A 22,641-nucleotide genomic window follows, 5' to 3' on the forward strand; every position below is an offset into this window, starting at 1 on the left:
AATAAAAATTTATGCTTCGTGATGGTTGAATTGTTTTAAGAATCGGACATCATTCGTATAGAAGTGACGGATATCATCCACACCGTATTTCAACATGGCAATCCGTTCCACGCCAATTCCAAATGCGAATCCCGAGTATTTCTTGGAATCGAAGCCAGCCATTTCAAGGACGTTCGGATGAACGATCCCGCCGCCAAGCACTTCGATCCAGCCTGTTTGTTTACAAACGCTGCAGCCTTTACCACCACAGATTTTACAAGAAATATCCACTTCGACAGAAGGCTCCGTAAATGGGAAGAAACTTGGACGAAGTCGGATTTCACGGTCTTGCCCAAATACTTTTTTCGCAAATACATCAAGCGTCCCTTTCAGGTCGCTCATGCTGATGTTCTCATCGATGACCAAGCCCTCAATTTGCTGGAATTGATGGGAGTGTGTCGCATCATCGTTATCACGGCGATATACTTTTCCTGGGCAGATGATTTTAACAGGACCTTGACCTTTATGTTTTTCCATCGTTCTAGCTTGAACAGGTGAAGTGTGCGTACGCATCAGGATTTCATCCGTGATATAGAATGAGTCCTGCATATCACGTGCCGGATGGCTTTTTGGCAAGTTAAGTGCCTCGAAGTTGTAGTAGTCGCTTTCAACTTCGGGACCTTCTGCAACGGTATAACCCATTCCGATGAATAAGTCTTCGATTTCTTCCACGACACGTGTTAATGGGTGAAGATTCCCCTTGTTAACCGGACGTCCTGGGAGTGTGACGTCAATCGTTTCAGTTGCCAGCTTTGCATTGATTGCCGCAGTTTCAAGTGCTTTTTGTTTCTCCTCGATCTTTGTTGCAATCGCTTCCCGAACATCATTGGCTAGTGCCCCAATCTTCGGACGTTCTTCGGCTGATAATTTACCCATGCCGCGCAATACCTCAGTGATTGGCCCTTTTTTCCCTAAATAAGCAACACGGACTTCATTCAGTTCTTTTAATTCGGAAGCGGCGGCAACTTTTTGCAACGCTTCTTCCTGCAGTTCTAGTAAACGTTCCTGCATCATGTCTTCCTCCTTTATTTTCCTGTTGTAAAAATGAACACAAAAAAAACCCAATCCCTAAAGGGACGAGGTCTATGTATCGCGGTACCACCCTTATTAGTGCACGAACAAATAAACTTCTGCACTCACTTCATTAAAAATAACGGCTCTTCACCGGAACATTTTTCGGACAATCTGTCTTCCCAATGCCAACTCGAAAGGTGAATTCCCTTAAGGTGCCATAAAAATGCTTTCAGTCAAGGCATTTTTTCCCTGGATATGGATAACTTAAGCTACTACTCTTTGTCATCGTTGTTTCAATATAAAATTCTGTTTTATTATATTATAATTCCACGGCCGTTTCAAATCGATTTTCGTAAATGGTACATTAAAATCCCGGCAGCGATCCCCACATTCAGTGATTCGCTTTTTCCGTAGATGGGGATATAAAGGTTTTTAGTCGTTTTATTTAGTAATTCCTTAGACACTCCTTGACCTTCATTGCCGACCAGCAGGGCAAAACGAGAAGACTTTTCCACTTCTTCAAATGGGGATGCGCCTTCCAATGCCGTGCCATAAACAGGTGTGCCGATTTGCTTCAGCTCATCGATGATCTCTGAAAGGTTCCCTTTAATGACAGGCATATGGAATAGGCTCCCTTGCGTCGAACGGACCACTTTGGGATTATACAAGTCGGCACATCCTTCTCCAAGAATGACCGCATCGATTCCTGCCGCATCCGCTGTCCTGATCATCGTTCCAATATTCCCCGGATCTTGTACGGCATCGATCAACAATAGTTTATCCGGATTAATGGACGTCATGTTCGTTAATTTCTGTTCACAAACCGCTGCAATTCCCTGTGGGGCTTCGGTATCGCAAATCGCTTTCATAATATCACTTTTCACATAAATGACTTCTGTTCCTTCCAGCTTAAAATGGCCAGGCATTTCAGTTTCTTCATTTACGATCACTTCCAGGACGATTTCTTCTTTTAAGGCTTCTTCAACTAGGTGAAAACCCTCGACTAAATATTTGCCTGTTTTATCGCGTTCTTTTTTCGTCAATAGCTTTTTCCATTGCTTCACTTGCGGGTTTTTTATGGATTCAATATATTTCAAGGGTAAACGCTCCTTTAACTTCACACTGATTTTCCTATTATAACGCAATTCACATACATATTGCATGCCAGTTTGTGAAATGCTATTAATGTCAGTCATTATGTGTTAGAGGAGGAATAATTGTGAATTTAAACCTACGTAATGCGATCATCCAAAATGTATCTGGAAATTCGCAAGATCAGCTAGAAGACACGATTGTCGATGCAATACAGAATGGTGAGGAAAAAATGCTTCCTGGATTGGGAGTATTATTCGAGGTCATCTGGCAAAATTCATCTGAACAGGAAAAACAGGAAATGATCACTGCCCTTGAAGCAGGATTAAAAAAATAACAGCCTTCAAAGGCTGTTATTTTTTTGATTTCGCTTTGCCGGCTTTCAGTTCTTCGATGGAGACTTCCTCATCAAGCAGCAAGATGAACTTTTTTCCGCTCACTTCTTCAAGCATCGTTTTTGTCTCAGCAAAAGAGTAGCCGTATTTCGTGAAAAAGCTGCGTAAATCTCCAGATCCTTCATCTGTGAAGTAGTGGAAGATTCTCAAAAAAAAAGTGTCCTCCTTATCCTGATTGGCGATGATCAGTATATCCGTATGTTCATTTCCAAGCTGCACATCGTTTTTTATATCAGCTGCTACTGTCATTTGGTTGCCAGTCACGCCTTTAGCTTTTAAGTCCTGAATTGCAGCAAGTAGTTCCGGATTAGAGTCAAAAACACCATATACGTTTTTTTCCATGTTTCTCCCCCTCCTGTTACTCTACTTAAAATAAAATTCCTATGTCATTATACCTTGCGGCTTTATCAATAAACAAGCAAATAGTCCATTGGGGATTCCTAACTAATGAACGAGGAAACCCCTTGCCTAAAGGGTTTTTTCGCAATCCTAAAAAATTGCAGCCTTGTGAAGGCTGTAAACAATTTGAACGTTGCCTCCAGGCACTCGCTTTTCCCGCAGGAGTCTCACACACCCGTTCCAATCAACTTTGTTTTGAAATTTAGATAGAACCCCTTTTGTCTTCAAACTGAAATAACAGCCTTGCGCAGGCTGTTATTTCGGGTCTTACAGATTATCTGTGTTAATTCGATTTTTGATGTATTCATCCATCAAGCCTTTCTCCTGCTGCCCGGTCCGATCCAGTGCTCCTTGAGCATCCAAAGCTTTTTTACCGTCTGCATTGGGGTCGCTTGCTAATTTCCCTAAATGATCCCCTGGCTTTTGCTCCTTATATTTTCTGATGGAGTTCCCACTGATTTCCCTTTCTTGGGCTTGCTTCATATCAAACTCTTCCTTTACAAAGATGTTAGCAGAATTGCCGTGGAGTTCCTCGCTTCTTCCTGGCTGTGCTTCTACTTCCCTTGTTTGATAGGCATTCGCTGTTGTTTCAGGAAAAAGGTTCGGGTCCGGATTGTTCACCACCCCTGTTTTAAGCGGATTCACTTCAGATAATCCGTCCGCATCCTTCATGCCTTTTAAAGTTACGCCATCTCGTTGTGATACGGTTTTCGATTCATCTAAAAGAATCAGGAATTTTCCGGCCTCCACTTCATTTATATAAGCGGTGGCTTCACTATCGGAAAGCCCTAAGTCACCTAATCGGTTCCTTATATCTTCTGAACCCTCGTTCAGGAAAAAGTGCTTCATCTTATCAATGAAGGAATCCTCATTAGAGTTCGTAACGACATCCACATCCGCATTGAAAAAATCCAAATCTTCTTTCTTATCAGCCATTACAGTTATTTCACTTTCATGAACCCCTTTTTCCTGGAGGGATTGTATAGCCTGGATTACTTCTTTTTCCGTATTAAAAACACCATATAATGTTTTTTCCATGCATCTTCCTCCTCTGATCATTCCGATCTTCCTTCTTATTTGTATTTATACCCTGATGGGCGTTATTTAAACAAAAAATGGCTCATTCAAAGGTTTGCCTCCCCCAAGTTCGAACCTTTAGCCAGGCTTTAAAATCAAAAAGAAACCTGCAGTTTAAAAACTGCAGGCCCTTTCCTTAACTCTTAGAAGCGGTCGATTTTTCGTTCAGTTGCCTTTTTTTCATTTACGATCGATTCATCTGTACTATCAAGCTGGATATCTTCCTTTTTAAGGGTATCCTGAACTTGTTCCGTTTCTTGTACGGCATGTTTCTTGATGACGATTTCATCTGTGACAACCGGTTTTTTCGAAACTTCCAGTTTTTCTTCAACAACGGGGATACGTAATGTTTCCCCATCTCCAATGCTTCCAGTTTCCTGATTCGCTTCACGTCCTGAAACTGATCTATGCTCGACTGTCAATTCTTCGTGTTCAACAGGGACATTAAACGTTTTATGCTGTTCATTGATTTCTTTATTAATGACCACTTCGCCTGTCTGAACTCTTTCTTTGTCAATGTTCAGCTGTTCTTCCCTGAGTCGAAGCGTCCTTTCATCTTCAGGCAATTCACGGCCTTGCCCGTTCACTCCATATACATCTTCTTTATTTAATGCATCGGCTTTTTCGGTACCGTTGTAAAGAGGGTTGGCAGAGTTTGTATCCAGCCTTGTACGGGCAGTGTCCGTTGTTCCAGTCGTGAATTTATCCCTTGCCGTTCCAAGGTGGCCTTCACTTTCATCGACAAGAACCAGGACTTTTCCGTTTTCTACATCAAAGACATGTTCAGCCGCTTCACTATTCGAAAGACCTGCGTTAGCCAATCTTGTTGAAAGGTCTGCCGTATCTTCCGGCATGAAGAAGCGTGCCACCTTGTCCATAAATGATTCGTCGTTAGGAACATTCGTCATTGTATGAACATCAGTTTCGCGTTGATGGTTCGTAAAATCCAATGTTTCTGCCTTGTCTGCGACGACCGTAATATCGTCACCTTCAAACCCCTTGGCCTTTAGTACATTGATTGCTTGGATCACTTCTGCATTTGATTCATATACTCCATATACTGTTTTATTCATTTAATATTCCTCCTTAGGTTTTGTTGACTGGTTTAGTGGATGCTATATATAAACTCTACCCGCCATATACCTAAGTAAACGAGAAATCAATATTTCATTTATGTTATATCATTTACATTTTGTTCTCAGCACAGAACATTTTTCCAAATGAAATCCAGGTTTTACAAGGGTTTCCCCATTTTTTAAAATGTAATGTTTAACCAAATTCTGCCATGTCACTATTTTCATATACCACTTTGAAAGCTTTTTTCTTCTATTATAGATCAACTGCCTCCATAAGCAGGTCCACAATATGGACCGCTTTCGTACATGCCCCCAAATTTTCCCTCTCGATCCCCAATTGCATTTGTAACAGACAGCCAGGGTTTGCCGTGACAACAATATCGGCTTTTGTCGATTTAGCGTGCACCATTTTAGAGTCGAGAATATTCATGGACATCTCTGATTCAACAATATTATAAATCCCTGCCGAGCCGCAGCAGCGATCCGCATCCTTCATTTCCCTGAAATCGATTCCTTCTATCGATTGAAGGAGAATTCGCGGAGCCAAAGAGGTATTCATCACATTCCGTAAGTGACAGGAATCCTGAAAAGTTACTGATTGATCTGGCAGTTTCAGTCGAACTTTTTCCTGAAAACGCAAATCAACAAGGATCTCGCTGATATCTTTCAGCTTATTTTTAAATGCGATTGCCCGGTCATGCCATTCCGGTTCATCTTGGAGCAAATGATCATAATCTATGAGAAAAGCTCCACAGCCGCCGGCATTCGTAATAATATAATCCACTTCGTCCGTTTCAAAAGCTTCAATATTACGCTTGGCCAGTTGCTTTGCCCCTTCTTTTTCACCACTGTGCCCATGCAGCGCCCCGCAACAGGCCTGTGATTTCGGAATCACGATTTCACAGCCAGCCAGCTGAAGAAGCTTTAGTGTGGCCTTGTTCGTTTCCAAAAACATCGTATCCATCAAACAGCCGGAAAAGAAAGCCACCTTTTTGAGTGCAGTTCCGATTGCAGGCAGCTCAGTTGGCCTATTTTTCATCGCTGATTTTTTCGGGACTTTTGGCAGCACCTTTTCCATGGTTGCCAAATTATCTGGGAGCATATTTAGGACCCCCATTTTACGAGCCAGGTATTGCAGGCCTGATCTCTGATAGAAGCCAAGCAATCCCGTCATGGCTTGCATTCGCTCCTGATGCGGGAATAATCCACTAAAAACGGCCTTGCGAATCGTTTTTACAGGGAGACTGTGTTTTTTATTCTGATGGATGATATCCCTTGCTTCTTCAAGAAGATGTCCATATTCCACACCAGATGGACAGACAGGCTCACAAGCCCTACAGCCGAGGCAAAGACTCAAAGAACGCTCTACACCCCTATCCGGCCCAATCACACCATCCGCCACCGCTTTCATAATTGCAATCCGGCCCCTTGGTGAATGGGATTCCTTCAACCCCGATTCAATGTATGTCGGACAATGGGGTAAGCAAAAGCCGCAGCGCATGCAATTCAACAATTCATCTTCATCCATTTTTTCCGCGAATTGAATGGCAATGGTCTCCCTTTCCTGAGCCGTCGTCATGAAGATACCACCACCCTTTTCCTGCTTTCCTTGGCAAATACTTTACCGGGATTCATGATGTTATTGGGATCGAAAGCTTGTTTAATTACTCTCATGGCGGCAATCCCTTCTTTCTTCAGCTTCCATTCCAGATAAGGTGCCTTCATCGCTCCCACACCATGTTCACCGGTGATCGTCCCGCCAAGGTCGATAGCCACGGCAAAAATGTCGGCAAAAGCTTGCTCCACTCTCTCCATTTCATCATGATCACGAGCGTCGGTAATACACGTTGGATGCAGGTTCCCATCCCCAGCATGACCGAAAGTGCAAATGTTCACGTTATGCTTGCTGGCAATTTCATTAATCGCTCTAACCATTTTGGCAATTTCCGACCGGGGAACGGTAGCATCTTCCAAAATGGTCGTCGGCTTGAGGCGTGCCAGTGCGGAAAGGGCTGTCCGTCTTGCGGTCTTCAAGGCAACAGCGTCAGATTCCGTTTCGGCAATTTCCACGGAAACCGCCTTTTCCTCTAGACAGATATCGGCCATCCTTTTCATATCACGTTCCACCACTTCAGGCGGACCATCCTGTTCAATCAGCAGGACGGCTTCCACATTGGTGGGCAAACCGATTTTCGCGAAGTCTTCAACCACGATCAAAGTCGGCCGATCAAGAAATTCCAATGTAACAGGAATGATTTTATTGGAAATGATCTTGGCCACTGACTCGGCTGCAGCATCCAGATCTTGATATAAGGCAAGCATGGTCTTTGTCGTTTCCGGTATTGGGATCAGCTTTAAGATCGCTTCCGTAACGATGCCCAAGGTCCCCTCTGAGCCAACAAAAAGCTTCGTTAAATCATATCCAGCTACATCTTTGGCAAGCTTGCCCCCTGTTCGAATGATGTCCCCATTCGGAAGGACCACTTCAAGCCCTATGACATAATCACGGGTGACTCCGTACTTTAACCCTCGCAGTCCACCAGAGTTCTCATTAATGTTGCCGCCAATCGTGGAGATTTTCATCGAGCTTGGATCGGGCGGATAAAACAAGCCCCTCTCTTCAACTGCAGAAATCAAGTCCAATGTGATGAGCCCAGGTTGTACGGTTGCCGTTAGGTTTTCTCCATCTATTTCAAGTAATGAATTCATCCGATTGAACAATAGGACAAGACCCCCCTCTGTCGGGCAGGTGCCTCCGCTCAAATTCGTCCCAGATCCGCGTGGGATGATTGGAACACTGTATTCGTTGCAAACTTTGACGATGGCTGCGACTTCAGCTGTGCAGCCCGGTTTAATGACAGCATCCGGCATCGCTTGAAACCCTGGCGTTGCATCATATGAATAGACAAGGCATTCCACTTTCGAGTCATCGTAATTTTCCTGGCCAACGATGGCAAGAAGTAGATGCTTAACCTGCTTTGTTAACATGTATATCCCCCTCATAAATAAAATGGAATTCAATATTTTTATATGATTTAAGTATAAGAAAAAAAACATTCAACCTTCTATGTATGAACATATAGAATTTACAGATTTACATAGAATTAATTTGGATGTTTATCCAATACTCTTAAGGATAGATACATAATGACTAAATCGGCTAGCTTCCTAGGATTGAGTTGGGTCAAATCCTCTATGCGTTTGAGCCTGTAATGGAGGGTATTGATATGGATATGTAGGGCTGCAGCGGTTTCTTTCAAAGATAGATCACATGCAAAATACATGGAAAGGGTTTTAAGCAGCTCCTCATTAGGAAGCAAATCCTGTATCGTCCGTGATAAATATTCCTGTCTTGTTTCAGTCGTAACTTCATCAAGCAGGATCTCAAGCTTCAAGTCCTCGTCAAATATAATTCCCGATGAAGGAAACGCAATTTTCAAGGAACGTTCCGCTTTAAAAAATGCTTGTCTGAATGCGGATCCCGGTGTACGCGAACTAACCCCTGCACACACTTTATAACCCGAACTCTCTTCCAGTTTTCTTTGCAGTTTACTTAATTTCTTTAATTGTTGGATTTTTGAACCGATAAAATCGGCTATTGAAAGAATGACGAATTGATTCCTCCCCCAACGGACAACGATGTCCTTGGGATGCTGCTGACCTATGTATATCTGAAGCGTTTTCCACACTTGGGGTTCGATGATTTTTTCAGTCTTAAATTCACCTAGGGTGATGATTCGGTCTGCATGAACATCGACCCCAAGCAACTTAGCCTTCTGAAGGAATGGCTCATTGAACAGCTGCAGCTGATGCCATTCAAATACAAAGAATTCCATCAGCCGTGATTGGGATTCTACTTGTTCGATGTGATAGCTTTCCTGAATGAACATCTCCGTCATCTTTTTTAAAAGTTCTGCATAGGGGGAAACATGTTTGGGGTCTCCCGTAATTCCAATTACACAAACGGCTTCCTGGTTGAAGAAAATGGGTAGATTTATTCCTGCTTTCACCCCTTTCCAACTTCGTTCATCCTGTTTATTGATGATCAATTTTTCACGATTGTTGAAAGCGTGGATGGCTCCTTCATGGTAAGATCCAATACGGCTGCTATCGGTGCTTGCGATAATCGTGCCAGCATGATCAATAATGATGATTTCCTCATCAATCAGCTTCCGGACCTCATGAACCAATTTTTCTGCCACTGCTGCCAATTGCATTAGATTTCCTCCTTTTTTTGAATGAGCTTGGAAAATATTTCGAGGCTCCCAAAAGGGAGCCTCATACTTATGGAATCATCCAGGAAAGGACGCCATTTTGCAAGAAGGTGATCACACAAATAAGCAGTAATAAGAATAAACTATGCTTGAGCGTGAATCTCAATAATTCAGATTCCCTGCCCGCCAATCCAACGGCAGCACAAGCAATCGCTATCGATTGGGGTGAAATCATCTTTCCGGTGACCCCTCCGGATGAGTTTGCCGCAAGCGCCAGGACCGGTTCCATCCCCACTTTAAGAGCGGTGACTTTCTGAAGACTGCCAAATAAGAGATTGGCTGATGTATCCGACCCGGTAATGAACACACCCAGCCAGCCTAGAACCGGGGCAAAGAACGGAAACAAATCCCCCGATTTTGCCAGGGTCATCCCGAGTGTAGTCGACATGCCTGAAGCATTCGTTACGTAGGCAAAAGCCACAACGGAAGAAATCATCAAAATCGGTTTCGCCAACTCATTCATCGCTTCGGCAAAGGTGCTCGAAAAATCTTTTGCTGACATTTGTGCTATGAACTTCGTAACGATGGCAGCCAGCAAAATGGCGGTCCCGGCTGCTCCAAGCAGTTCTATTTTATAAAAAGCGGCGATTGGCAGTCCATTGTTTCCTATTATTTCATTATGCAGACCTGGCACTTCGATTTGGAAGGTTAATAGTTTCCCGATTTCATTGATTCCGCCAAGCAACACATTGGTGCCTTCATAATGCCCTGAGAGCGCCGGCTTAATTGGGTTCATCCCCCAAATCGTGATGAAAGCCGTTAACAGAAGGAACGGTGACCAAGCATGGAATATCTGCCATTTCGTGTACTTTGTTTCCGCTTCGGCTGTGTCGTCCAATTGTTCGACAGCTGCTGCCGTTTCCTCGGATGCAAAGCGAAAGATCGTTTTAGGTTTCCAGAATTTAAGGAAGATCGCTAATGCAAATAGTGACACTAACGCAGAAAGGATGTCCGGTAATTCAGGCCCAAGGAAATTTGAACTTAAGTACTGGGTGATGGCAAAGGAAAATCCGGAAACCAAAATGGCTGGCAAGACTTCGAGCGACCTTTTCCACCCTGTCATTATCAAAATGAGATAAAGCGGGATGAAAGCCGAAAGGAATGGCAATTGACGGCCGACCATTTTTGAAATTTCCATGGCAGCTATGCCAGTTGGGCCTTCCATGGCGATGATCGGTATGCCAACCGCCCCGAATGCTACCGGAGCGGTGTTCGCAATTAAACAAAGCCCTGCTGCATATAGCGGGTTAAAACCGAGACCAACCAAAAGCGCGGCTGAAATGGCGACAGGTGCTCCAAACCCTGCGGCACCTTCCAAAAAGGCCCCGAAAGAAAATGCCACCAATAAAGCCTGAAGGCGGCGGTCTTCGGTAAGCGAAAGCACCGAAGAGCGAATAATATTGAATTGTCCGCTTCTAACAGTCATTTTGTACAAAAATACTGAAGTGATGATTATCCATCCGATTGGGAGCAGCCCATATACCGCTCCTTGTGAAGCAGACATCACTGCTTTTCCTGCAGGCATTCCATATATCAATACTGCCACTGCAAGAGCTACAAGCAACGTCGTTATACCAGCAAAGTAGCCTTTCATCCGTTTGATGGTAAGTGCCCAGAAAAAGTAAAGAATTGGGATGAGTGCGGCAATAGATGATAAAACTAAATTATCGGTGATCGGCGTAAAGTTTTGTGTCCATGTCATTCATTTCGACTCCATTCTCTATAGATTTTTTAAAATTTTCAGAAATCAACCGCGAGTTGAAACCCCTTACATATGCGAATATTCAAAGTCATCTGATGACTTGATGAGTATTCATTAAAATTAAATGATTAAAAATATAAAATCAAGATTTTTTTTATTTTTTGCTAATTTTTAACCTTCTGGAAGTGTGCAAGATCATTTGTGTTATATAATATTAACCAGAGAAACTCATAGAAAATAGAGGTGCTACTACTTGGTGTATAAAAAAATAAAGCCGAAAAAAATTTATGAAGAAGTCAGCGATGAACTTTATGAAATGATTCGGTCTGGTAATCTGAAACCAGGTGAACAATTGGATTCCATTCAGCAGCTTGCGGAAAATTTCCAAGTCGGGCGTCCGGCCATCCGTGAAGCATTAAGTGCATTAAATTCAATGGGTCTCATTGAAATAAAACAAGGGGAAGGGACATTCGTTAAAACCTTCGACCCTACCATCATGAACCATCCCTTGTCTGCTGCCCTTTTGATGGATCAAGATAATATCAAGCATTTGCTGGAAGTTAGAAAAATCCTTGAGTCTGGGACGGCAGAAGTGGCAGCGAAGAAAAGATCGGAAGAAGACCTTATCGAACTCAAGGAAAGGCTTTTTGATATGGAACAGGTATCCGACGATGAAGAACTTAGTGATAAAGCGGATATTGCCTTCCATGTTGCAGTGGCAAACGCTTCACAAAATGAGCTGCTGATTACATTGATGAACCACGTTTCAGAATTAATGACGGAAAAGATGCGTGATATCCGTCGGGTTGCGCTTTATTCCGAAGAGATGACACTTAAGCAGCTTTATCAGCAGCATGCGCGGATCTATGATGCAATCGTGGCACAAGATGAAGCTGGAGCCCGCAATGCCATGCTGTTTCACCTTCAAAGCGTCGAGGAATCACTGAACCGGGTCATCCAAAAAAAACAGCAAAAGAATAGTTGATCTTCTTATAAATTTCAAAAATACTCTATACAAACAAAGATAAAATTGATATATTACTTTGAAAACGATTACTACATTTAAATATTGGAAATTGGTTTATTCTCTTAACCATTTCCTTTTTCTATTTTTCAGTCATCAGATGACCTGTTAACCTATTCGAAAAAGGAGGAGTTCAGATTGAAAGTTACTCTCTTTGCAACATGTTTAGTTGATTTATTTCAATCCAATGTCGGTAAGGCAACAGTGGAGCTACTCGAGAGATTAGGCTGTGAGATCGATTTCCCGGAATCCCAGATATGCTGTGGACAGCCGGCATATAATAGCGGGTATACGAAAGATTCGAAGGAAGCTATGAAGAAGATGATTAAAACGTTTGCCGATGCTGAATATATCGTAACCCCTTCCGGTTCCTGTGCAGCGATGTTCAAAGAGTATCCGGTCCTTTTCAAAGGCGATGCCGAATGGGAAAAGAAAGCCGCCTCATTAGCGGATAAAACATATGAATTGACCCAATTCATCGTGGATGTCTTAAAAGTGACCGATGTCGGGGCGACCCTTAAGGGAAAGGCCACTTATCATACTTCATGCCATATGACACGGCTGCTTAAGGTTAAGGAGGCACCTTTCATTTTGTTAAGCCATGTTAAGGGACTGGAAATGACACCTCTGCCAGATGCTCAAAATTGCTGCGGATTCGGGGGAACCTTTTCAGTTAAGATGGGTGACATTTCCGGGCAAATGGTTGAGGAAAAAGTCTGCAATATTGAAGATACCGGGGCAGATATTTTAATAGGTGGGGATGCAGGATGTTTGATGAATATCGGTGGACGGATCCAAAGGAAGGGGCAACCGGTGAAAGTGCTCCATATTGCGGAAGTCCTGAATAGTATTTAAAGAAAGCGAGGAGGGAAAGACGATGGCTATGAAAACCAGCTCTGCCAAGTTTAAAGACCGGGTGGATGAAGGAATACATAATGATTTTATGCGTTTGGCCGTTTCGAGTGCCCAAGAACGATTACACGGACGGCGGCTGATGGCCGTTGATGAATTGGGAAGTTGGGAGGATTGGCGTTCCCTTGGGGAAGAAATCCGGCAGCATGTGCTCAGCAACCTTGATTTCTATTTGCACCAGCTTGCAGAAAACGTTTCGAAAAGGGGCGGTCATGTCTTCTTCGCTGAAACGGCTGAGGAAGCAAGCGGCTATATCAAAGATGTCATTGTAAAGAAGAATGCCAAAAAAGTCGTGAAATCCAAATCGATGGTCACGGAAGAGATCAATTTGAATGCAACTTTGGAAGCAGTTGGCCTCGATGTCGTTGAAACGGACCTTGGTGAATACATTTTACAAGTGGATGATCATGATCCCCCTTCCCATATCGTGGCACCTGCTCTCCATAAAAATAAAGAACAGATAAGAGATGTTTTTAAAGAGAAGCTTGCGTATACGCAAACCGAAAAACCGGAAGAGCTAACCGCCCATGTCCGGGGCATTCTCCGGAAAGATTTCTTAAACGCCGATGTGGGAATTACCGGCTGCAACTTTGCGATTGCGGAATCGGGCTCGATCGGTTTGGTGACGAATGAAGGAAACGCCGATTTGGTCACTGCCCTTCCAAAAACGCAAATCACCGTGATGGGAATGGAACGGCTTGTGCCTACATTCGATGAATTCGAAGTCCTTGTCAGTTTATTGACAAGAAGCGCTGTCGGTCAAAGATTGACCAGTTACATCACCACACTTACCGGTCCGCGTGATGAAGGCGATGTAGACGGACCTGAGGAATTCCACCTTGTGATCGTAGATAATGGACGGTCCTCCATTTTAGGAACTGAATTTCAATCCGTTCTTCAATGCATTCGCTGTGCTGCCTGTATAAATGTATGCCCGGTCTATCGCCAGGTTGGCGGCCATTCATATGGTTCAATATATCCTGGACCAATCGGTGCTGTGCTTTCACCCTTGCTCGGAGGGTATGATGATTTCAAGGAGCTGCCGTATGCCTCAACTCTTTGTGCTGCCTGTACTGATGCCTGCCCGGTAAAGATCCCTCTCCACGATTTACTGAGGAAGCATCGTGAAGTCATCGTTGAAAAGGAAAAAATGGCTCCATTTACAGAAAAGATGGCCATGAAGGCTTTTGGAATCGGTGCGGCCTCGCCTATGCTTTATAAGTTCGGTTCCAAAATGGCCCCATCAGCGATGTCTCCTTTTAAAACTGGGGATATCATCTCAAAAGGACCGGGACCACTCAAAACTTGGACAGAAAGCCGCGAGTTCCCTGCTCCAGGGAAAGAGAGCTTTCGGGACTGGTTCAAAAATCGGGAAACAGGAGGGAAACCATCATGAATGGAACCATCCACAATGAAGGGACATTTTTAAACAATATAGCCAAAAACCTGGGAAGGGCTCCTATTACGGAAGGCATTTCCGTTCCCGTATGGAAGCATGCCCCCCAAAAAGAAGTTTTGAAACATGCGACACCAAATGATCTTGTCGCGGAATTGGAGGAGCAATGTAAACGGGTACATACTCAGTTTCACCTTACCGACTCCAAGCAAGTGATGCAGTGTTTAAAACAGGTGATCGAGGAACTTGGAAATGGCCCCTTGATCATCCCTAAGGACGATCGATTTTCTGCCTATAAGTTAGAGGATATCTTAAAGGAAAAAGATGTCCATGTATGGGATCACCAAGCAGGGAAAGAAAATATCGAGAAAGCCGAGAGTGCTAACATTGGAATCACATTCAGTGAAATGACACTAGCTGAATCAGCGACCGTCGTCTTGTTCAGCGACAAGGACCACGGCCGTTCCATCAGCTTCCTTCCTTCCTGCCATGTTTCCATCATTCCAAAAAGCACTATCGTTCCGCGAATGACCCAGGCTGCGGCGGCCATTCGTTCGAAAGTAACCCGGGGCGAAATCGTTCCTTCCTGCATTAATTTCATAACAGGACCGAGCAATTCCGCCGATATCGAAATGGATCTTGTCGTCGGCGTCCATGGGCCAATCAAAGCGGTCTATATAATCGTCGAAGATAAATAGAAATGAGGAAAAAATGGAGAGGACCTAATTAGGCCCTCTCCATTTTCATATTTCACTCTCTTACTCGTAAATGATCCGATCTACCGCTTCACGGTCCAGGCGTTTGATCACTTCGACAATGAGCTTAACGGCATTCTCATAATCATCCCTGTGAAGCATTGCTGCGTGTGAATGAATGTAGCGTGTGGCAATCGTGATCGCCAGAGCAGGTACTCCATTTGCCGTCAAATGGATGGAGCCGGCATCCGTCCCACCACCCGGAATCGATTCATATTGATAAGGAATATTCATTTCATCAGCCGTGTCGGTGACGAAATCGCGTAATCCCTTATGCGCCACCATCGACGAATCATAGATGACGATTTGCGGACCTTCACCCATCTTACTCATCGCTTCTTTATCGGATACCCCCGGTGTATCACCAGCTATGCCGACATCGACGGCAAAACCGATATCCGGCTGAATTTTGAATGTGGATGTTTTAGAACCACGCAGGCCGACCTCTTCTTGCACCGCACCAATTCCATAAATTACATTAGGATGGTCGCAATCTTTCAGCTGTTTAAGCACATCAATGGCAATTGCACAGCCAATTCGATTGTCCCAGGCTTTGGCAAGCAGCATCTTTTCATTATTCATGACCGTGAATTCAAAATATGGCACAACCATATCCCCTGGCTTCACACCCCATTCGCTAACTTCTTCTTTGCTTGTTGCACCAATATCAATAAACATATCCTTAATATCAATCGGCTTTTTCCTCGCCTCCGCTGACAGGATATGTGGCGGCTTGGAACCGATAATGCCAGTTACATCACCTTTACTTGTAACGATCGTCACGCGTTGGGCCAGCATGACCTGTGACCACCAGCCTCCTACCGGCTGAAAACGCAAAAATCCTTTATCATCAATTTGGGTAATCATGAAACCGACTTCGTCCATATGCCCCGTAACAACGATTTTCGGACCGTTTGCATCTCCCGTTTTCTTCGCAATCAAACTTCCCAGGCCATCTGTCGATATTTCATCAGCAAATGGTGTTATGTATTCGGTCATCACTTTTCTTACTTCACTTTCATTTCCTGCAATGCCCTTAGCATCCGTTAAATCCCGCAGCATTCTTAACGTTTCATCTAATTGAACCATGCTTTTACCTCCCTATTAATTACATTATAAGAATAATTATACATAAAATCGATTGCATTAACAATCAGTAGCCTTGCTTTTGCCGTTCATAGTTCACTTCATTTTTACTTACATATGCTTTTTCCACATCCACTGCCGAAAATCCAAGCAACTCCCCTAAATGCAAATACTCAGCAAAAACCTTTTGGAAAGATGACTCTGTCAATTGCGTGCGAAATTCACTGATGTAGCCGTAAATGGCAGTAAATTGAGCTGTCAAATCCCTATGCTGCACCTTGAGGGAAGATGGGACTTCCGGCACGAATCCCCGTTCGATCCCGAGTGACAAAATGAAATGAATGCCATCCACATATTCAGCTAAAATCGTTTCTTTATCAGAGGGGCCTTTTAGACTCCAGAATTTAAAACATCTCGTTTCATTAGCCAGCTCGCCAAGCTCCACTAAAAGGGCAAGTATCTTACGTTCCACCAAGTCTTCAGCACCCAAATCATGCTTGGATTGTATATGCTCATCTAAAGCCGCCTGCATGTCCAATAATTTACCTATGTTCATTATCATCACTACTTTCTATCGTCTTCCTTTAAATTATATCAAATAAATGAAACTTATTAAAAACCCATACGTAAATGAAGGGAATCACTCTGTTTAGGGAGGTAGCTCCATGGTATTGATCATGCGGTTCATTATTTTGGCTCTCATCATCTTCTTAATATATACAGTCATCAAATACCTATTTAATCCGAAAAGAAAATTAGAGCTGGCACATGAACAGAAAAAATTCTTTTTGCTCGATGATACAGCCAATATACGAAAGAATTTTTTACTGACATACAACGGGGTGATGTTTGAAGGGGAAAAGTATTTAGGTACGACGGAACGCTCCTTTGAAGTCATCTCCATCTTCATATGGCCGAAAAAAGTGGCAGGCCTGAAAGGCTTGAAGCGAAATGACTTTTTAAAAATCGAGGCAGCCATAAAAAAACAATATCCGGATGCCGTCATTGATTGGAAAAGCCCAGTTAAGGAATTTTTGGAATAGTGAAAAATACCGCGCGTTATGAAGAGCCTTGAGAAACGAACTCAAGGCTCCATATTAATCATGTGAACGGAAAAATTCCTTCCATGGTACGACCGTCTGCTTCTCCCTCAATAAATATAGCAATAAGGTCAATGATAATAAAATAATGACGATCAGAGTCGGACTGAAATCTGCAATATAGTGGCCAAAAACCGTGTATACGAAGGCTACGGGGATATTAGTCATGAAGGATAGATAAAAATAGTTTTTCAATCCTTTATTGGATTCCAATAAGCAAAGCGACAAAAGATAAAAATGTATGAATGGTATTAGTCTCAGTACTGCAATTTGCCGGCTGTTTAGCTTTCGGTTTCCAAACAGCTTATTCTTAAGGCGCAGCAGCTTATCCTTTGTTTTCGGAAATTTGCCGATCACGAAATAAAAGGCCATACTGGACAACGTCAAACCGATTACGGAATATATGGTTCCTAAAGCTGCCCCGAATAAAACTCCGCCGGACATGCAAACTACAATGACGGGAATGAATAAAAATTGCCTTAATAGATGAAAAGTGATAAATATCAACGGTGCAAACACGCTGCCTGATTGAACGTAGCTCATCACAAGTGTCAGTTTATCATTCATGCTCTCCCTCCAGCTACTCTTTGCTGCTTCTACAAGCATATACATCATACGGGCTACATATTACCATTGTATGAATATCTTAATCAATAAGCCCATTTGAATAATCATCAATATCGGCAGGCCCCACTTGAAAGCGGCATGCTTCGTCTTATGGCGGAAATGCTTCATCCCCAGAAATGACCCTGTTCCTCCACCTATAACCGCCCAAAACCAAAGTGTCTTTTCGCTGATCCGGTATTCCCGATTACGCGCTTTCCTTTTGTCTACTCCCATTATGGCAAAACCGATGATGTTCGTGATGATCACATAAGCTACAATGAACCATGCTACTTGCATCCTCATCTCCTCCTTTAACTATGTAAAAAGCCACCCTCTTGAAAAGAGAGTGGCTGATATCAGTGAGACTTATTTGTCTAATTGTTGTTTAGCAGCAGTTGCTAATTGAGCAAAAGCTTGTTCGTCAGCAACAGCAAGATCTGCAAGCATTTTGCGGTTCACTTCGATACCAGCAAGCTTTAGACCATGCATTAAACGGCTGTAAGAAAGACCGTTGATGCGTGCTGCAGCGTTGATACGAGTGATCCAAAGTTTGCGGAAATCACGTTTTTTCTGACGACGGTCACGGAAAGCATAGTTTCCTGACTTCATTACTTGTTGGTTAGCTACTTTGAAAAGAATATGTTTCGCGCCATAGTAACCTTTAGCTAATTTTATTACCTTTTTACGACGTTTGCGAGTAACAGTACCGCCTTTTACACGTGGCATGTTATTTCCCTCCTATTTAACTCGATAAATCGAACTTATTTAATATTGTCTAGCATATGACGAATACGTTTGAAGTCACCTTTGCTTACAAGGCTAGCTTTGCGAAGCTTACGCTTTTGCTTAGTAGATTTGTTAGCAAATAAATGGCTTGTGTAAGCGTTAGAACGCTTAAGTTTGCCGGATCCAGTCTTTTTGAAACGTTTAGCAGATCCGCGGTGAGTTTTCATTTTAGGCATAAGGTATTCCTCCTCATTACAAATTACTTTACAATTACTTTTCAGCTTTTGGTGCTAAGATAATGAACATGCTGCGTCCGTCCATTTTTGGATGTTGCTCGATTGTAGCCACTTCTTTACATGCTTCAGAAAAACGAACGAGTACACGTTGACCAATTTCCTTATGTGTAATGGCACGTCCTTTGAATCGGATAGAAGCTTTTACCTTATCGCCTTTTTCAAGGAATTTAATACCGTTGCGAAGCTTCGTATTGAAATCATGTTCTTCAATCGTCGGGCTCAAACGAACCTCTTTAAGACTGATGACCTTTTGATTTTTACGTGCTTCCTTGTCTTTCTTTTGCTGCTCGAAGCGGTGTTTTCCGTAGTCCATGATCCGGGCTACCGGAGGCTTTGCATTTGCAGCAACTAAAACTAGATCAAGATTTACACGAGCGGCAATTTCCAATGCTTCGAATTTCGTTTTAATTCCAAGTTGTTCTCCGTTTTGGTCAATAAGACGAACTTCACGGGCTCGGATGCCCTCGTTTACCATCGCGTCTTTACTAATAGTTAGCCACCTCCAAAGATATTGGCGAATACGAATATTTGAATCAATTCGGTCACGCTCACAACTCGCTTACAGGATTTAATCATAATAAAAAAGTGTGGATGCATGCTGCACCCACACTGATAGACTCATTCAGAAAGATCCAAATAATCAAATCATGACCTGTTAACTGCATTGCTTGCGTCAACCAGGTGAGAAGCGGGTGCTTCTTCTTTTCCTCAAACACGTATTCAATTCACTTTAGAAATATATCATAAACACTGATGACTTGTCAAATGCTATTTTATACGTTTTTCACAACAAAATTAATATTATCAGACATTCTGTTATTTGACAATACGTTTTTTAAAGTAATTTAGACAAATAGTATTCGTCATGATAGCTTTCATCGAAAAATAATGAGTCCCGTTTCGTTCCTTCTAGTTCAAAACCCATCTTTTTATAAAGGGAAAGTGCCGGTTCATTGTTGGCAATAACGGTCAATTCAAGGCGCCGGATTTCATATTCAAATGCTTGCTCCTCCATTTTTTGAAACAGCTTCGTACCGACTCCTTTTCCTCTCTCTTGTTCGGAGATGCCGATAACAATTTTGGCAGAATGCTTTGTTCTGCTAAGATTATTGCCCAATAAGATGAGATACCCTATCAAGTCGCCGCCGCTTGCTGCAACGAGGAAAACGGAGCGGGGGTTATTTTCAATTTGCTCGATTTGCCTCTCCAATTTACTCTCCGTTGCTTTTCTTTCCCCCGGGTTGTACAACATGAACCCGGAATCTTCAACATGATTGATCAGAGCTGCCAATTTCCCTGCATCTTGCCCCGTAGCCTTTCGAATTTCCATCTCTTCCACTCCCTCTTTTTTTACAGGCCATACGGATAGAACCATCAAATGTTAAGAGTTTTCTTTCGCCTTTTTCCTTTTCTCAATGGTGTCCCAAGAATATAGAGCTATCCAAAAAATCAGGACCGGGACAATCGCATATTGCCGATAACCATCCAATAACAATAAGATGATGATGGCAAGGAATGTTGGCCCAAATAGATAAGAAAATTTCTTTTTCATGCTGACCCTCCTTTTCATTGCCGGACATATATTCACATGATGGTTTCATTTTATCATGCCTTAATTAAAAAGAGGGACACAACGATATGTGCCCCCCTTTTGCTGTTAACGGCTTACTTCCGCTTTAATCGCCGCAACAAAATCTTCAAAAGCGATTGTTTCCGATTTTTGTTCACCGTATTTTCGTACATTCACACTGCCTTCTTTGGCTTCATTGTCTCCAACAACCAGCATGTACGGGATTTTTTGCATTTGTGCTTCACGGATTTTATAACCGATTTTCTCGTCACGTGTATCCAGGTCGACACGAATGCCTTGCGCTTTAAGTTTTTCCTGCACTTCTTTCGCATAATCCAGGTGCACTTCAGGTGAGACCGGAATCACTTGTGCTTGGATAGGTGCCAGCCAAGTCGGGAATGCTCCCTTGTATTCTTCGATCAAGTAAGCGACGAAACGTTCCATTGTGGAAACGACCCCGCGGTGGATTACAACCGGACGGTGCTGCTTGCCGTCTTCACCGACATAATTAAGATCAAAACGTTCAGGGAGCAAGAAGTCAAGCTGAACAGTGGAAAGCGTTTCATCTTTCCCTAAGGCAGTACGAACCTGGACATCAAGCTTAGGACCGTAGAATGCCGCTTCACCTTCCGCTTCAAAATAATCAAGACCAAGTTCATCCATAGCACCTTTTAACATGCTTTGTGCTTTTTCCCACATGGAATCATCATCGAAATATTTTTCTGTATCCTGCGGATCGCGATATGACAGACGGAATGAATAATCCTTGATATCGAAATCTTTATATACTTCCTGAACCAGGTTCACAACACGCTTGAACTCTTCTTTGATTTGATCTGGACGGACGAATATGTGCGCGTCATTCAATGTCATCCCACGTACACGTTGAAGGCCGGAAAGGGCACCTGACATTTCATAGCGGTGCATCAAACCAAGCTCGGCAATCCGGATTGGCAGTTCGCGGTAGCTGTGGATACTGTTTTTATATACCATCATGTGATGCGGACAGTTCATCGGACGCAGGACAAGCTGTTCGTTTTCCATTTCCATGACAGGGAACATGCCGTCCTGGTAATGATCCCAGTGTCCAGAAGTTTTATAAAGGTCCACGCTTCCCATTACAGGTGTGTAGACATGGTCGTAACCAAGGCGTTCTTCCTTATCCACGATATACCTTTCGATTGTCCGGCGGATGGTCGCGCCTTTTGGCAACCACATCGGCAATCCTTGTCCCACTTTTTGTGAGCTCATGAACAAGTTCAATTCTTTACCGATTTTACGGTGGTCACGTTCCTTCGCTTCTTCGAGGAAACGCAGGTGTTCGGCTAAATCTTCTTTTTTATAGAAAGCCGTTCCGTAAATGCGCTGAAGCATTTTGTTTTTGCTATCGCCTCTCCAGTATGCACCAGCGATGCTCAATAGCTTAAATTCTTTGATTTTTCCAGTTGATGGAACGTGAATTCCACGGCAAAGGTCAAAGAATTCCCCTTGCTCATAGAGCGTTACTTGCTGATCGGCTGGAATCGCATCGATCAACTCCAGTTTATACTCGTCGCCTATTTCTTTAAAACGGGAAATGGCCTCATCACGACTCACTTCGATGCGGGAAATTTCCAAGTTTTCGTTGACGATTTTCTTCATTTCTTTTTCAATCAATGGAAGGTCTTCAGGAGTCAATGATTCCTCCAGATCCATATCGTAGTAAAAACCGCCCTCAATGACTGGCCCTACACCGAATTTGGCATTTTTGTACAAACGTTTGATCGCTTGTGCCATCAAGTGTGCTGTACTGTGACGCAATATTTCAAGAGCATCCGCTGCGTCCTGTGTTACGATTTCGATTGTGCCGTCTTGTTCAATCGGGCGTTTCAAATCATATAATTCACCATTGAATTTTCCAGCAATGGATTTTTTCCTTAAACCAGGACTGATGGATGCAGCGATTTCTTCAGTTGTTGTGCCTTTAGCAAACTCCTTGACAGCTCCGTCAGGAAAAGATATTTTCAGTAATTCAGACATTCCGTTTCACTCCTTCTTATTGTTCAAACAAATTAAGGGTTTTTGATTCCATTACAACACAAAAAGCCCGCCCCTGTATAAAA

25 protein-coding genes and 2 other annotated features are annotated in these 22,641 nt (G+C 43.1%); of the genes, 6 read left to right on the top strand and 19 right to left on the bottom strand.

The window, feature by feature from the left end; all coding sequences use genetic code 11:
• Nucleotides 1–9: 9 nt before the first annotated feature.
• On the bottom strand, nt 10–1,050 hold the full coding sequence (gene pheS / locus ACFX4X_RS02190) for a phenylalanine--tRNA ligase subunit alpha (RefSeq protein WP_061464323.1): 1,041 nt from the start codon (nt 1,048–1,050) through the stop codon (nt 10–12).
• Nucleotides 1,051–1,108: 58 nt separating this feature from the next.
• Nucleotides 1,109–1,348, bottom strand: a binding site (T-box leader).
• A 43-nt stretch (nt 1,349–1,391) separates the two neighbouring features.
• Nucleotides 1,392–2,150: a TrmH family RNA methyltransferase gene (locus ACFX4X_RS02195; RefSeq protein ID WP_377381229.1), complete on the bottom strand. Its 759-nt coding sequence runs from the start codon at nt 2,148–2,150 to the stop codon at nt 1,392–1,394.
• Between the two features lie 122 nt (nt 2,151–2,272).
• Here ACFX4X_RS02195 and sspI point away from each other — a divergent pair, with 122 nt between their 5' ends.
• Complete coding sequence (gene sspI / locus ACFX4X_RS02200) at nt 2,273–2,482, top strand: small acid-soluble spore protein SspI (protein WP_061464325.1); 210 nt, start codon at nt 2,273–2,275, stop codon at nt 2,480–2,482.
• A gap of 16 nt (nt 2,483–2,498) precedes the next feature.
• Here the strand turns inward: sspI and ACFX4X_RS02205 are convergent, their stop codons facing one another.
• The 7 genes from ACFX4X_RS02205 to ACFX4X_RS02235 all read right to left on the bottom strand — a co-directional run bounded on the left by ACFX4X_RS02205 (nt 2,499) and on the right by ACFX4X_RS02235 (nt 11,068).
• Nucleotides 2,499–2,882, bottom strand: a complete 384-nt coding sequence (locus tag ACFX4X_RS02205) for a general stress protein (protein WP_089361711.1) — start codon at nt 2,880–2,882, stop codon at nt 2,499–2,501.
• Between the two features lie 324 nt (nt 2,883–3,206).
• On the bottom strand, nt 3,207–3,977 hold the full coding sequence (locus tag ACFX4X_RS02210; protein WP_377381232.1) for a general stress protein: 771 nt from the start codon (nt 3,975–3,977) through the stop codon (nt 3,207–3,209).
• 182 nt (nt 3,978–4,159) lie between these two features.
• A complete protein-coding gene (locus tag ACFX4X_RS02215; protein WP_377381235.1) occupies nt 4,160–5,089 on the bottom strand; it encodes a YsnF/AvaK domain-containing protein in 930 nt (309 codons plus the stop codon).
• Between the two features lie 256 nt (nt 5,090–5,345).
• Nucleotides 5,346–6,671 carry a (Fe-S)-binding protein gene (locus tag ACFX4X_RS02220; RefSeq protein WP_377381238.1) on the bottom strand — a complete coding sequence of 442 codons (1,326 nt, stop codon included), beginning with the start codon at nt 6,669–6,671 and terminating at the stop codon, nt 5,346–5,348.
• Nucleotides 6,668–8,080, bottom strand: coding sequence for a glycolate oxidase subunit GlcD (glcD, locus tag ACFX4X_RS02225; RefSeq protein WP_377381240.1), 1,413 nt, complete (start codon nt 8,078–8,080; stop codon nt 6,668–6,670). The genes ACFX4X_RS02220 and glcD overlap by 4 nt, the downstream gene beginning before the upstream one ends.
• Nucleotides 8,081–8,196: 116 nt before the next feature.
• On the bottom strand, nt 8,197–9,309 hold the full coding sequence (locus ACFX4X_RS02230) for a PucR family transcriptional regulator (RefSeq protein WP_377381243.1): 1,113 nt from the start codon (nt 9,307–9,309) through the stop codon (nt 8,197–8,199).
• A 67-nt stretch (nt 9,310–9,376) separates the two neighbouring features.
• Nucleotides 9,377–11,068 carry an L-lactate permease gene (locus ACFX4X_RS02235; protein WP_089361716.1) on the bottom strand — a complete coding sequence of 564 codons (1,692 nt, stop codon included), beginning with the start codon at nt 11,066–11,068 and terminating at the stop codon, nt 9,377–9,379.
• A 253-nt stretch (nt 11,069–11,321) separates the two neighbouring features.
• On the opposite strand from ACFX4X_RS02235, the gene ACFX4X_RS02240 reads away from it, so the two are divergent.
• The 4 genes from ACFX4X_RS02240 (at nt 11,322) to ACFX4X_RS02255 (ending at nt 15,098) form a co-directional block, all read left to right on the top strand.
• A complete protein-coding gene (locus tag ACFX4X_RS02240; protein ID WP_089361717.1) occupies nt 11,322–12,053 on the top strand; it encodes a FadR/GntR family transcriptional regulator in 732 nt (243 codons plus the stop codon).
• A 177-nt stretch (nt 12,054–12,230) separates the two neighbouring features.
• A complete protein-coding gene (locus tag ACFX4X_RS02245) occupies nt 12,231–12,947 on the top strand; it encodes a (Fe-S)-binding protein (protein ID WP_125160119.1) in 717 nt (238 codons plus the stop codon).
• A gap of 22 nt (nt 12,948–12,969) precedes the next feature.
• Complete coding sequence (locus tag ACFX4X_RS02250; RefSeq protein WP_289319919.1) at nt 12,970–14,400, top strand: LutB/LldF family L-lactate oxidation iron-sulfur protein; 1,431 nt, start codon at nt 12,970–12,972, stop codon at nt 14,398–14,400.
• Nucleotides 14,394–15,098, top strand: coding sequence for a LutC/YkgG family protein (locus ACFX4X_RS02255; protein ID WP_317776950.1), 705 nt, complete (start codon nt 14,394–14,396; stop codon nt 15,096–15,098). Before ACFX4X_RS02250 ends, ACFX4X_RS02255 begins: the two co-directional genes overlap by 7 nt.
• 60 nt (nt 15,099–15,158) lie before the next feature.
• Here the strand turns inward: ACFX4X_RS02255 and ACFX4X_RS02260 are convergent, their stop codons facing one another.
• Nucleotides 15,159–16,244: a M42 family metallopeptidase gene (locus ACFX4X_RS02260; protein ID WP_377381247.1), complete on the bottom strand. Its 1,086-nt coding sequence runs from the start codon at nt 16,242–16,244 to the stop codon at nt 15,159–15,161.
• Nucleotides 16,245–16,308: 64 nt separating this feature from the next.
• Entirely contained in the window at nt 16,309–16,797 is a 489-nt protein-coding gene (locus tag ACFX4X_RS02265; RefSeq protein WP_061466158.1) for a dUTP diphosphatase, read from the bottom strand.
• A gap of 109 nt (nt 16,798–16,906) precedes the next feature.
• Between ACFX4X_RS02265 and ACFX4X_RS02270 the strand changes: the two genes are divergently transcribed.
• A complete protein-coding gene (locus ACFX4X_RS02270; RefSeq protein ID WP_061464338.1) occupies nt 16,907–17,284 on the top strand; it encodes a hypothetical protein in 378 nt (125 codons plus the stop codon).
• Nucleotides 17,285–17,338: 54 nt separating this feature from the next.
• Here ACFX4X_RS02270 and ACFX4X_RS02275 read toward each other — a convergent pair whose 3' ends face one another.
• From ACFX4X_RS02275 to thrS, 8 genes are all read right to left on the bottom strand, one after another.
• Nucleotides 17,339–17,908 carry a TVP38/TMEM64 family protein gene (locus ACFX4X_RS02275; protein ID WP_061464339.1) on the bottom strand — a complete coding sequence of 190 codons (570 nt, stop codon included), beginning with the start codon at nt 17,906–17,908 and terminating at the stop codon, nt 17,339–17,341.
• Between the two features lie 60 nt (nt 17,909–17,968).
• Complete coding sequence (locus ACFX4X_RS02280; RefSeq protein ID WP_377381251.1) at nt 17,969–18,244, bottom strand: DUF1294 domain-containing protein; 276 nt, start codon at nt 18,242–18,244, stop codon at nt 17,969–17,971.
• Between the two features lie 69 nt (nt 18,245–18,313).
• Nucleotides 18,314–18,673 carry a 50S ribosomal protein L20 gene (gene rplT, locus ACFX4X_RS02285; protein ID WP_034309067.1) on the bottom strand — a complete coding sequence of 120 codons (360 nt, stop codon included), beginning with the start codon at nt 18,671–18,673 and terminating at the stop codon, nt 18,314–18,316.
• 35 nt (nt 18,674–18,708) lie between these two features.
• Entirely contained in the window at nt 18,709–18,909 is a 201-nt protein-coding gene (rpmI, locus tag ACFX4X_RS02290; protein ID WP_034309070.1) for a 50S ribosomal protein L35, read from the bottom strand.
• Nucleotides 18,910–18,943: 34 nt separating this feature from the next.
• Nucleotides 18,944–19,444 carry a translation initiation factor IF-3 gene (infC, locus tag ACFX4X_RS02295; RefSeq protein ID WP_057911473.1) on the bottom strand — a complete coding sequence of 167 codons (501 nt, stop codon included), beginning with the start codon at nt 19,442–19,444 and terminating at the stop codon, nt 18,944–18,946.
• Nucleotides 19,445–19,542: 98 nt separating this feature from the next.
• Nucleotides 19,543–19,679, bottom strand: a sequence feature (ribosomal protein L20 leader region).
• Between the two features lie 125 nt (nt 19,680–19,804).
• Nucleotides 19,805–20,299: a GNAT family N-acetyltransferase gene (locus ACFX4X_RS02300; protein ID WP_377381254.1), complete on the bottom strand. Its 495-nt coding sequence runs from the start codon at nt 20,297–20,299 to the stop codon at nt 19,805–19,807.
• A 51-nt stretch (nt 20,300–20,350) separates the two neighbouring features.
• Nucleotides 20,351–20,521 (bottom strand): hypothetical protein, encoded by a 171-nt coding sequence (locus tag ACFX4X_RS02305; protein ID WP_155727366.1) that lies wholly within the window; start codon nt 20,519–20,521, stop codon nt 20,351–20,353.
• A 105-nt stretch (nt 20,522–20,626) separates the two neighbouring features.
• The gene (gene thrS / locus ACFX4X_RS02310; RefSeq protein WP_061464342.1) at nt 20,627–22,558 is read right to left on the bottom strand and encodes a threonine--tRNA ligase; all 1,932 of its coding nucleotides are present in this window, start codon (nt 22,556–22,558) and stop codon (nt 20,627–20,629) included.
• Nucleotides 22,559–22,641 lie beyond the last annotated feature (83 nt).

The organism is Peribacillus sp. YIM B13481 (assembly GCF_042787985.1).
Taxonomy (GTDB): domain Bacteria; phylum Bacillota; class Bacilli; order Bacillales; family DSM-1321; genus Peribacillus; species Peribacillus simplex_A.

What these genes read in the sequence shown, in the direction of transcription:
- pheS (WP_061464323.1), bottom strand. Translation starts at nt 1,050, where the DNA reads ATGCAGGAACGTTTACTAGAACTGCAGGAAGAAGCGTTGCAAAAAGTT.
- ACFX4X_RS02205 (WP_089361711.1), bottom strand. Translation starts at nt 2,882, where the DNA reads ATGGAAAAAAACGTATATGGTGTTTTTGACTCTAATCCGGAACTACTT.
- ACFX4X_RS02210 (WP_377381232.1), bottom strand. Translation starts at nt 3,977, where the DNA reads ATGGAAAAAACATTATATGGTGTTTTTAATACGGAAAAAGAAGTAATC.
- ACFX4X_RS02215 (WP_377381235.1), bottom strand. Translation starts at nt 5,089, where the DNA reads ATGAATAAAACAGTATATGGAGTATATGAATCAAATGCAGAAGTGATC.
- ACFX4X_RS02220 (WP_377381238.1), bottom strand. Translation starts at nt 6,671, where the DNA reads ATGACGACGGCTCAGGAAAGGGAGACCATTGCCATTCAATTCGCGGAA.
- glcD (WP_377381240.1), bottom strand. Translation starts at nt 8,080, where the DNA reads ATGTTAACAAAGCAGGTTAAGCATCTACTTCTTGCCATCGTTGGCCAG.
- ACFX4X_RS02230 (WP_377381243.1), bottom strand. Translation starts at nt 9,309, where the DNA reads ATGCAATTGGCAGCAGTGGCAGAAAAATTGGTTCATGAGGTCCGGAAG.
- ACFX4X_RS02235 (WP_089361716.1), bottom strand. Translation starts at nt 11,068, where the DNA reads ATGACATGGACACAAAACTTTACGCCGATCACCGATAATTTAGTTTTA.
- ACFX4X_RS02250 (WP_289319919.1), top strand. Translation starts at nt 12,970, where the DNA reads ATGGCTATGAAAACCAGCTCTGCCAAGTTTAAAGACCGGGTGGATGAA.
- ACFX4X_RS02260 (WP_377381247.1), bottom strand. Translation starts at nt 16,244, where the DNA reads ATGGTTCAATTAGATGAAACGTTAAGAATGCTGCGGGATTTAACGGAT.
- ACFX4X_RS02265 (WP_061466158.1), bottom strand. Translation starts at nt 16,797, where the DNA reads ATGAACATAGGTAAATTATTGGACATGCAGGCGGCTTTAGATGAGCAT.
- ACFX4X_RS02270 (WP_061464338.1), top strand. Translation starts at nt 16,907, where the DNA reads ATGGTATTGATCATGCGGTTCATTATTTTGGCTCTCATCATCTTCTTA.
- ACFX4X_RS02275 (WP_061464339.1), bottom strand. Translation starts at nt 17,908, where the DNA reads ATGAATGATAAACTGACACTTGTGATGAGCTACGTTCAATCAGGCAGC.
- ACFX4X_RS02280 (WP_377381251.1), bottom strand. Translation starts at nt 18,244, where the DNA reads ATGCAAGTAGCATGGTTCATTGTAGCTTATGTGATCATCACGAACATC.
- rplT (WP_034309067.1), bottom strand. Translation starts at nt 18,673, where the DNA reads ATGCCACGTGTAAAAGGCGGTACTGTTACTCGCAAACGTCGTAAAAAG.
- rpmI (WP_034309070.1), bottom strand. Translation starts at nt 18,909, where the DNA reads ATGCCTAAAATGAAAACTCACCGCGGATCTGCTAAACGTTTCAAAAAG.
- infC (WP_057911473.1), bottom strand. Translation starts at nt 19,444, where the DNA reads ATGGTAAACGAGGGCATCCGAGCCCGTGAAGTTCGTCTTATTGACCAA.
- ACFX4X_RS02300 (WP_377381254.1), bottom strand. Translation starts at nt 20,299, where the DNA reads ATGGAAATTCGAAAGGCTACGGGGCAAGATGCAGGGAAATTGGCAGCT.
- ACFX4X_RS02305 (WP_155727366.1), bottom strand. Translation starts at nt 20,521, where the DNA reads ATGAAAAAGAAATTTTCTTATCTATTTGGGCCAACATTCCTTGCCATC.
- thrS (WP_061464342.1), bottom strand. Translation starts at nt 22,558, where the DNA reads ATGTCTGAATTACTGAAAATATCTTTTCCTGACGGAGCTGTCAAGGAG.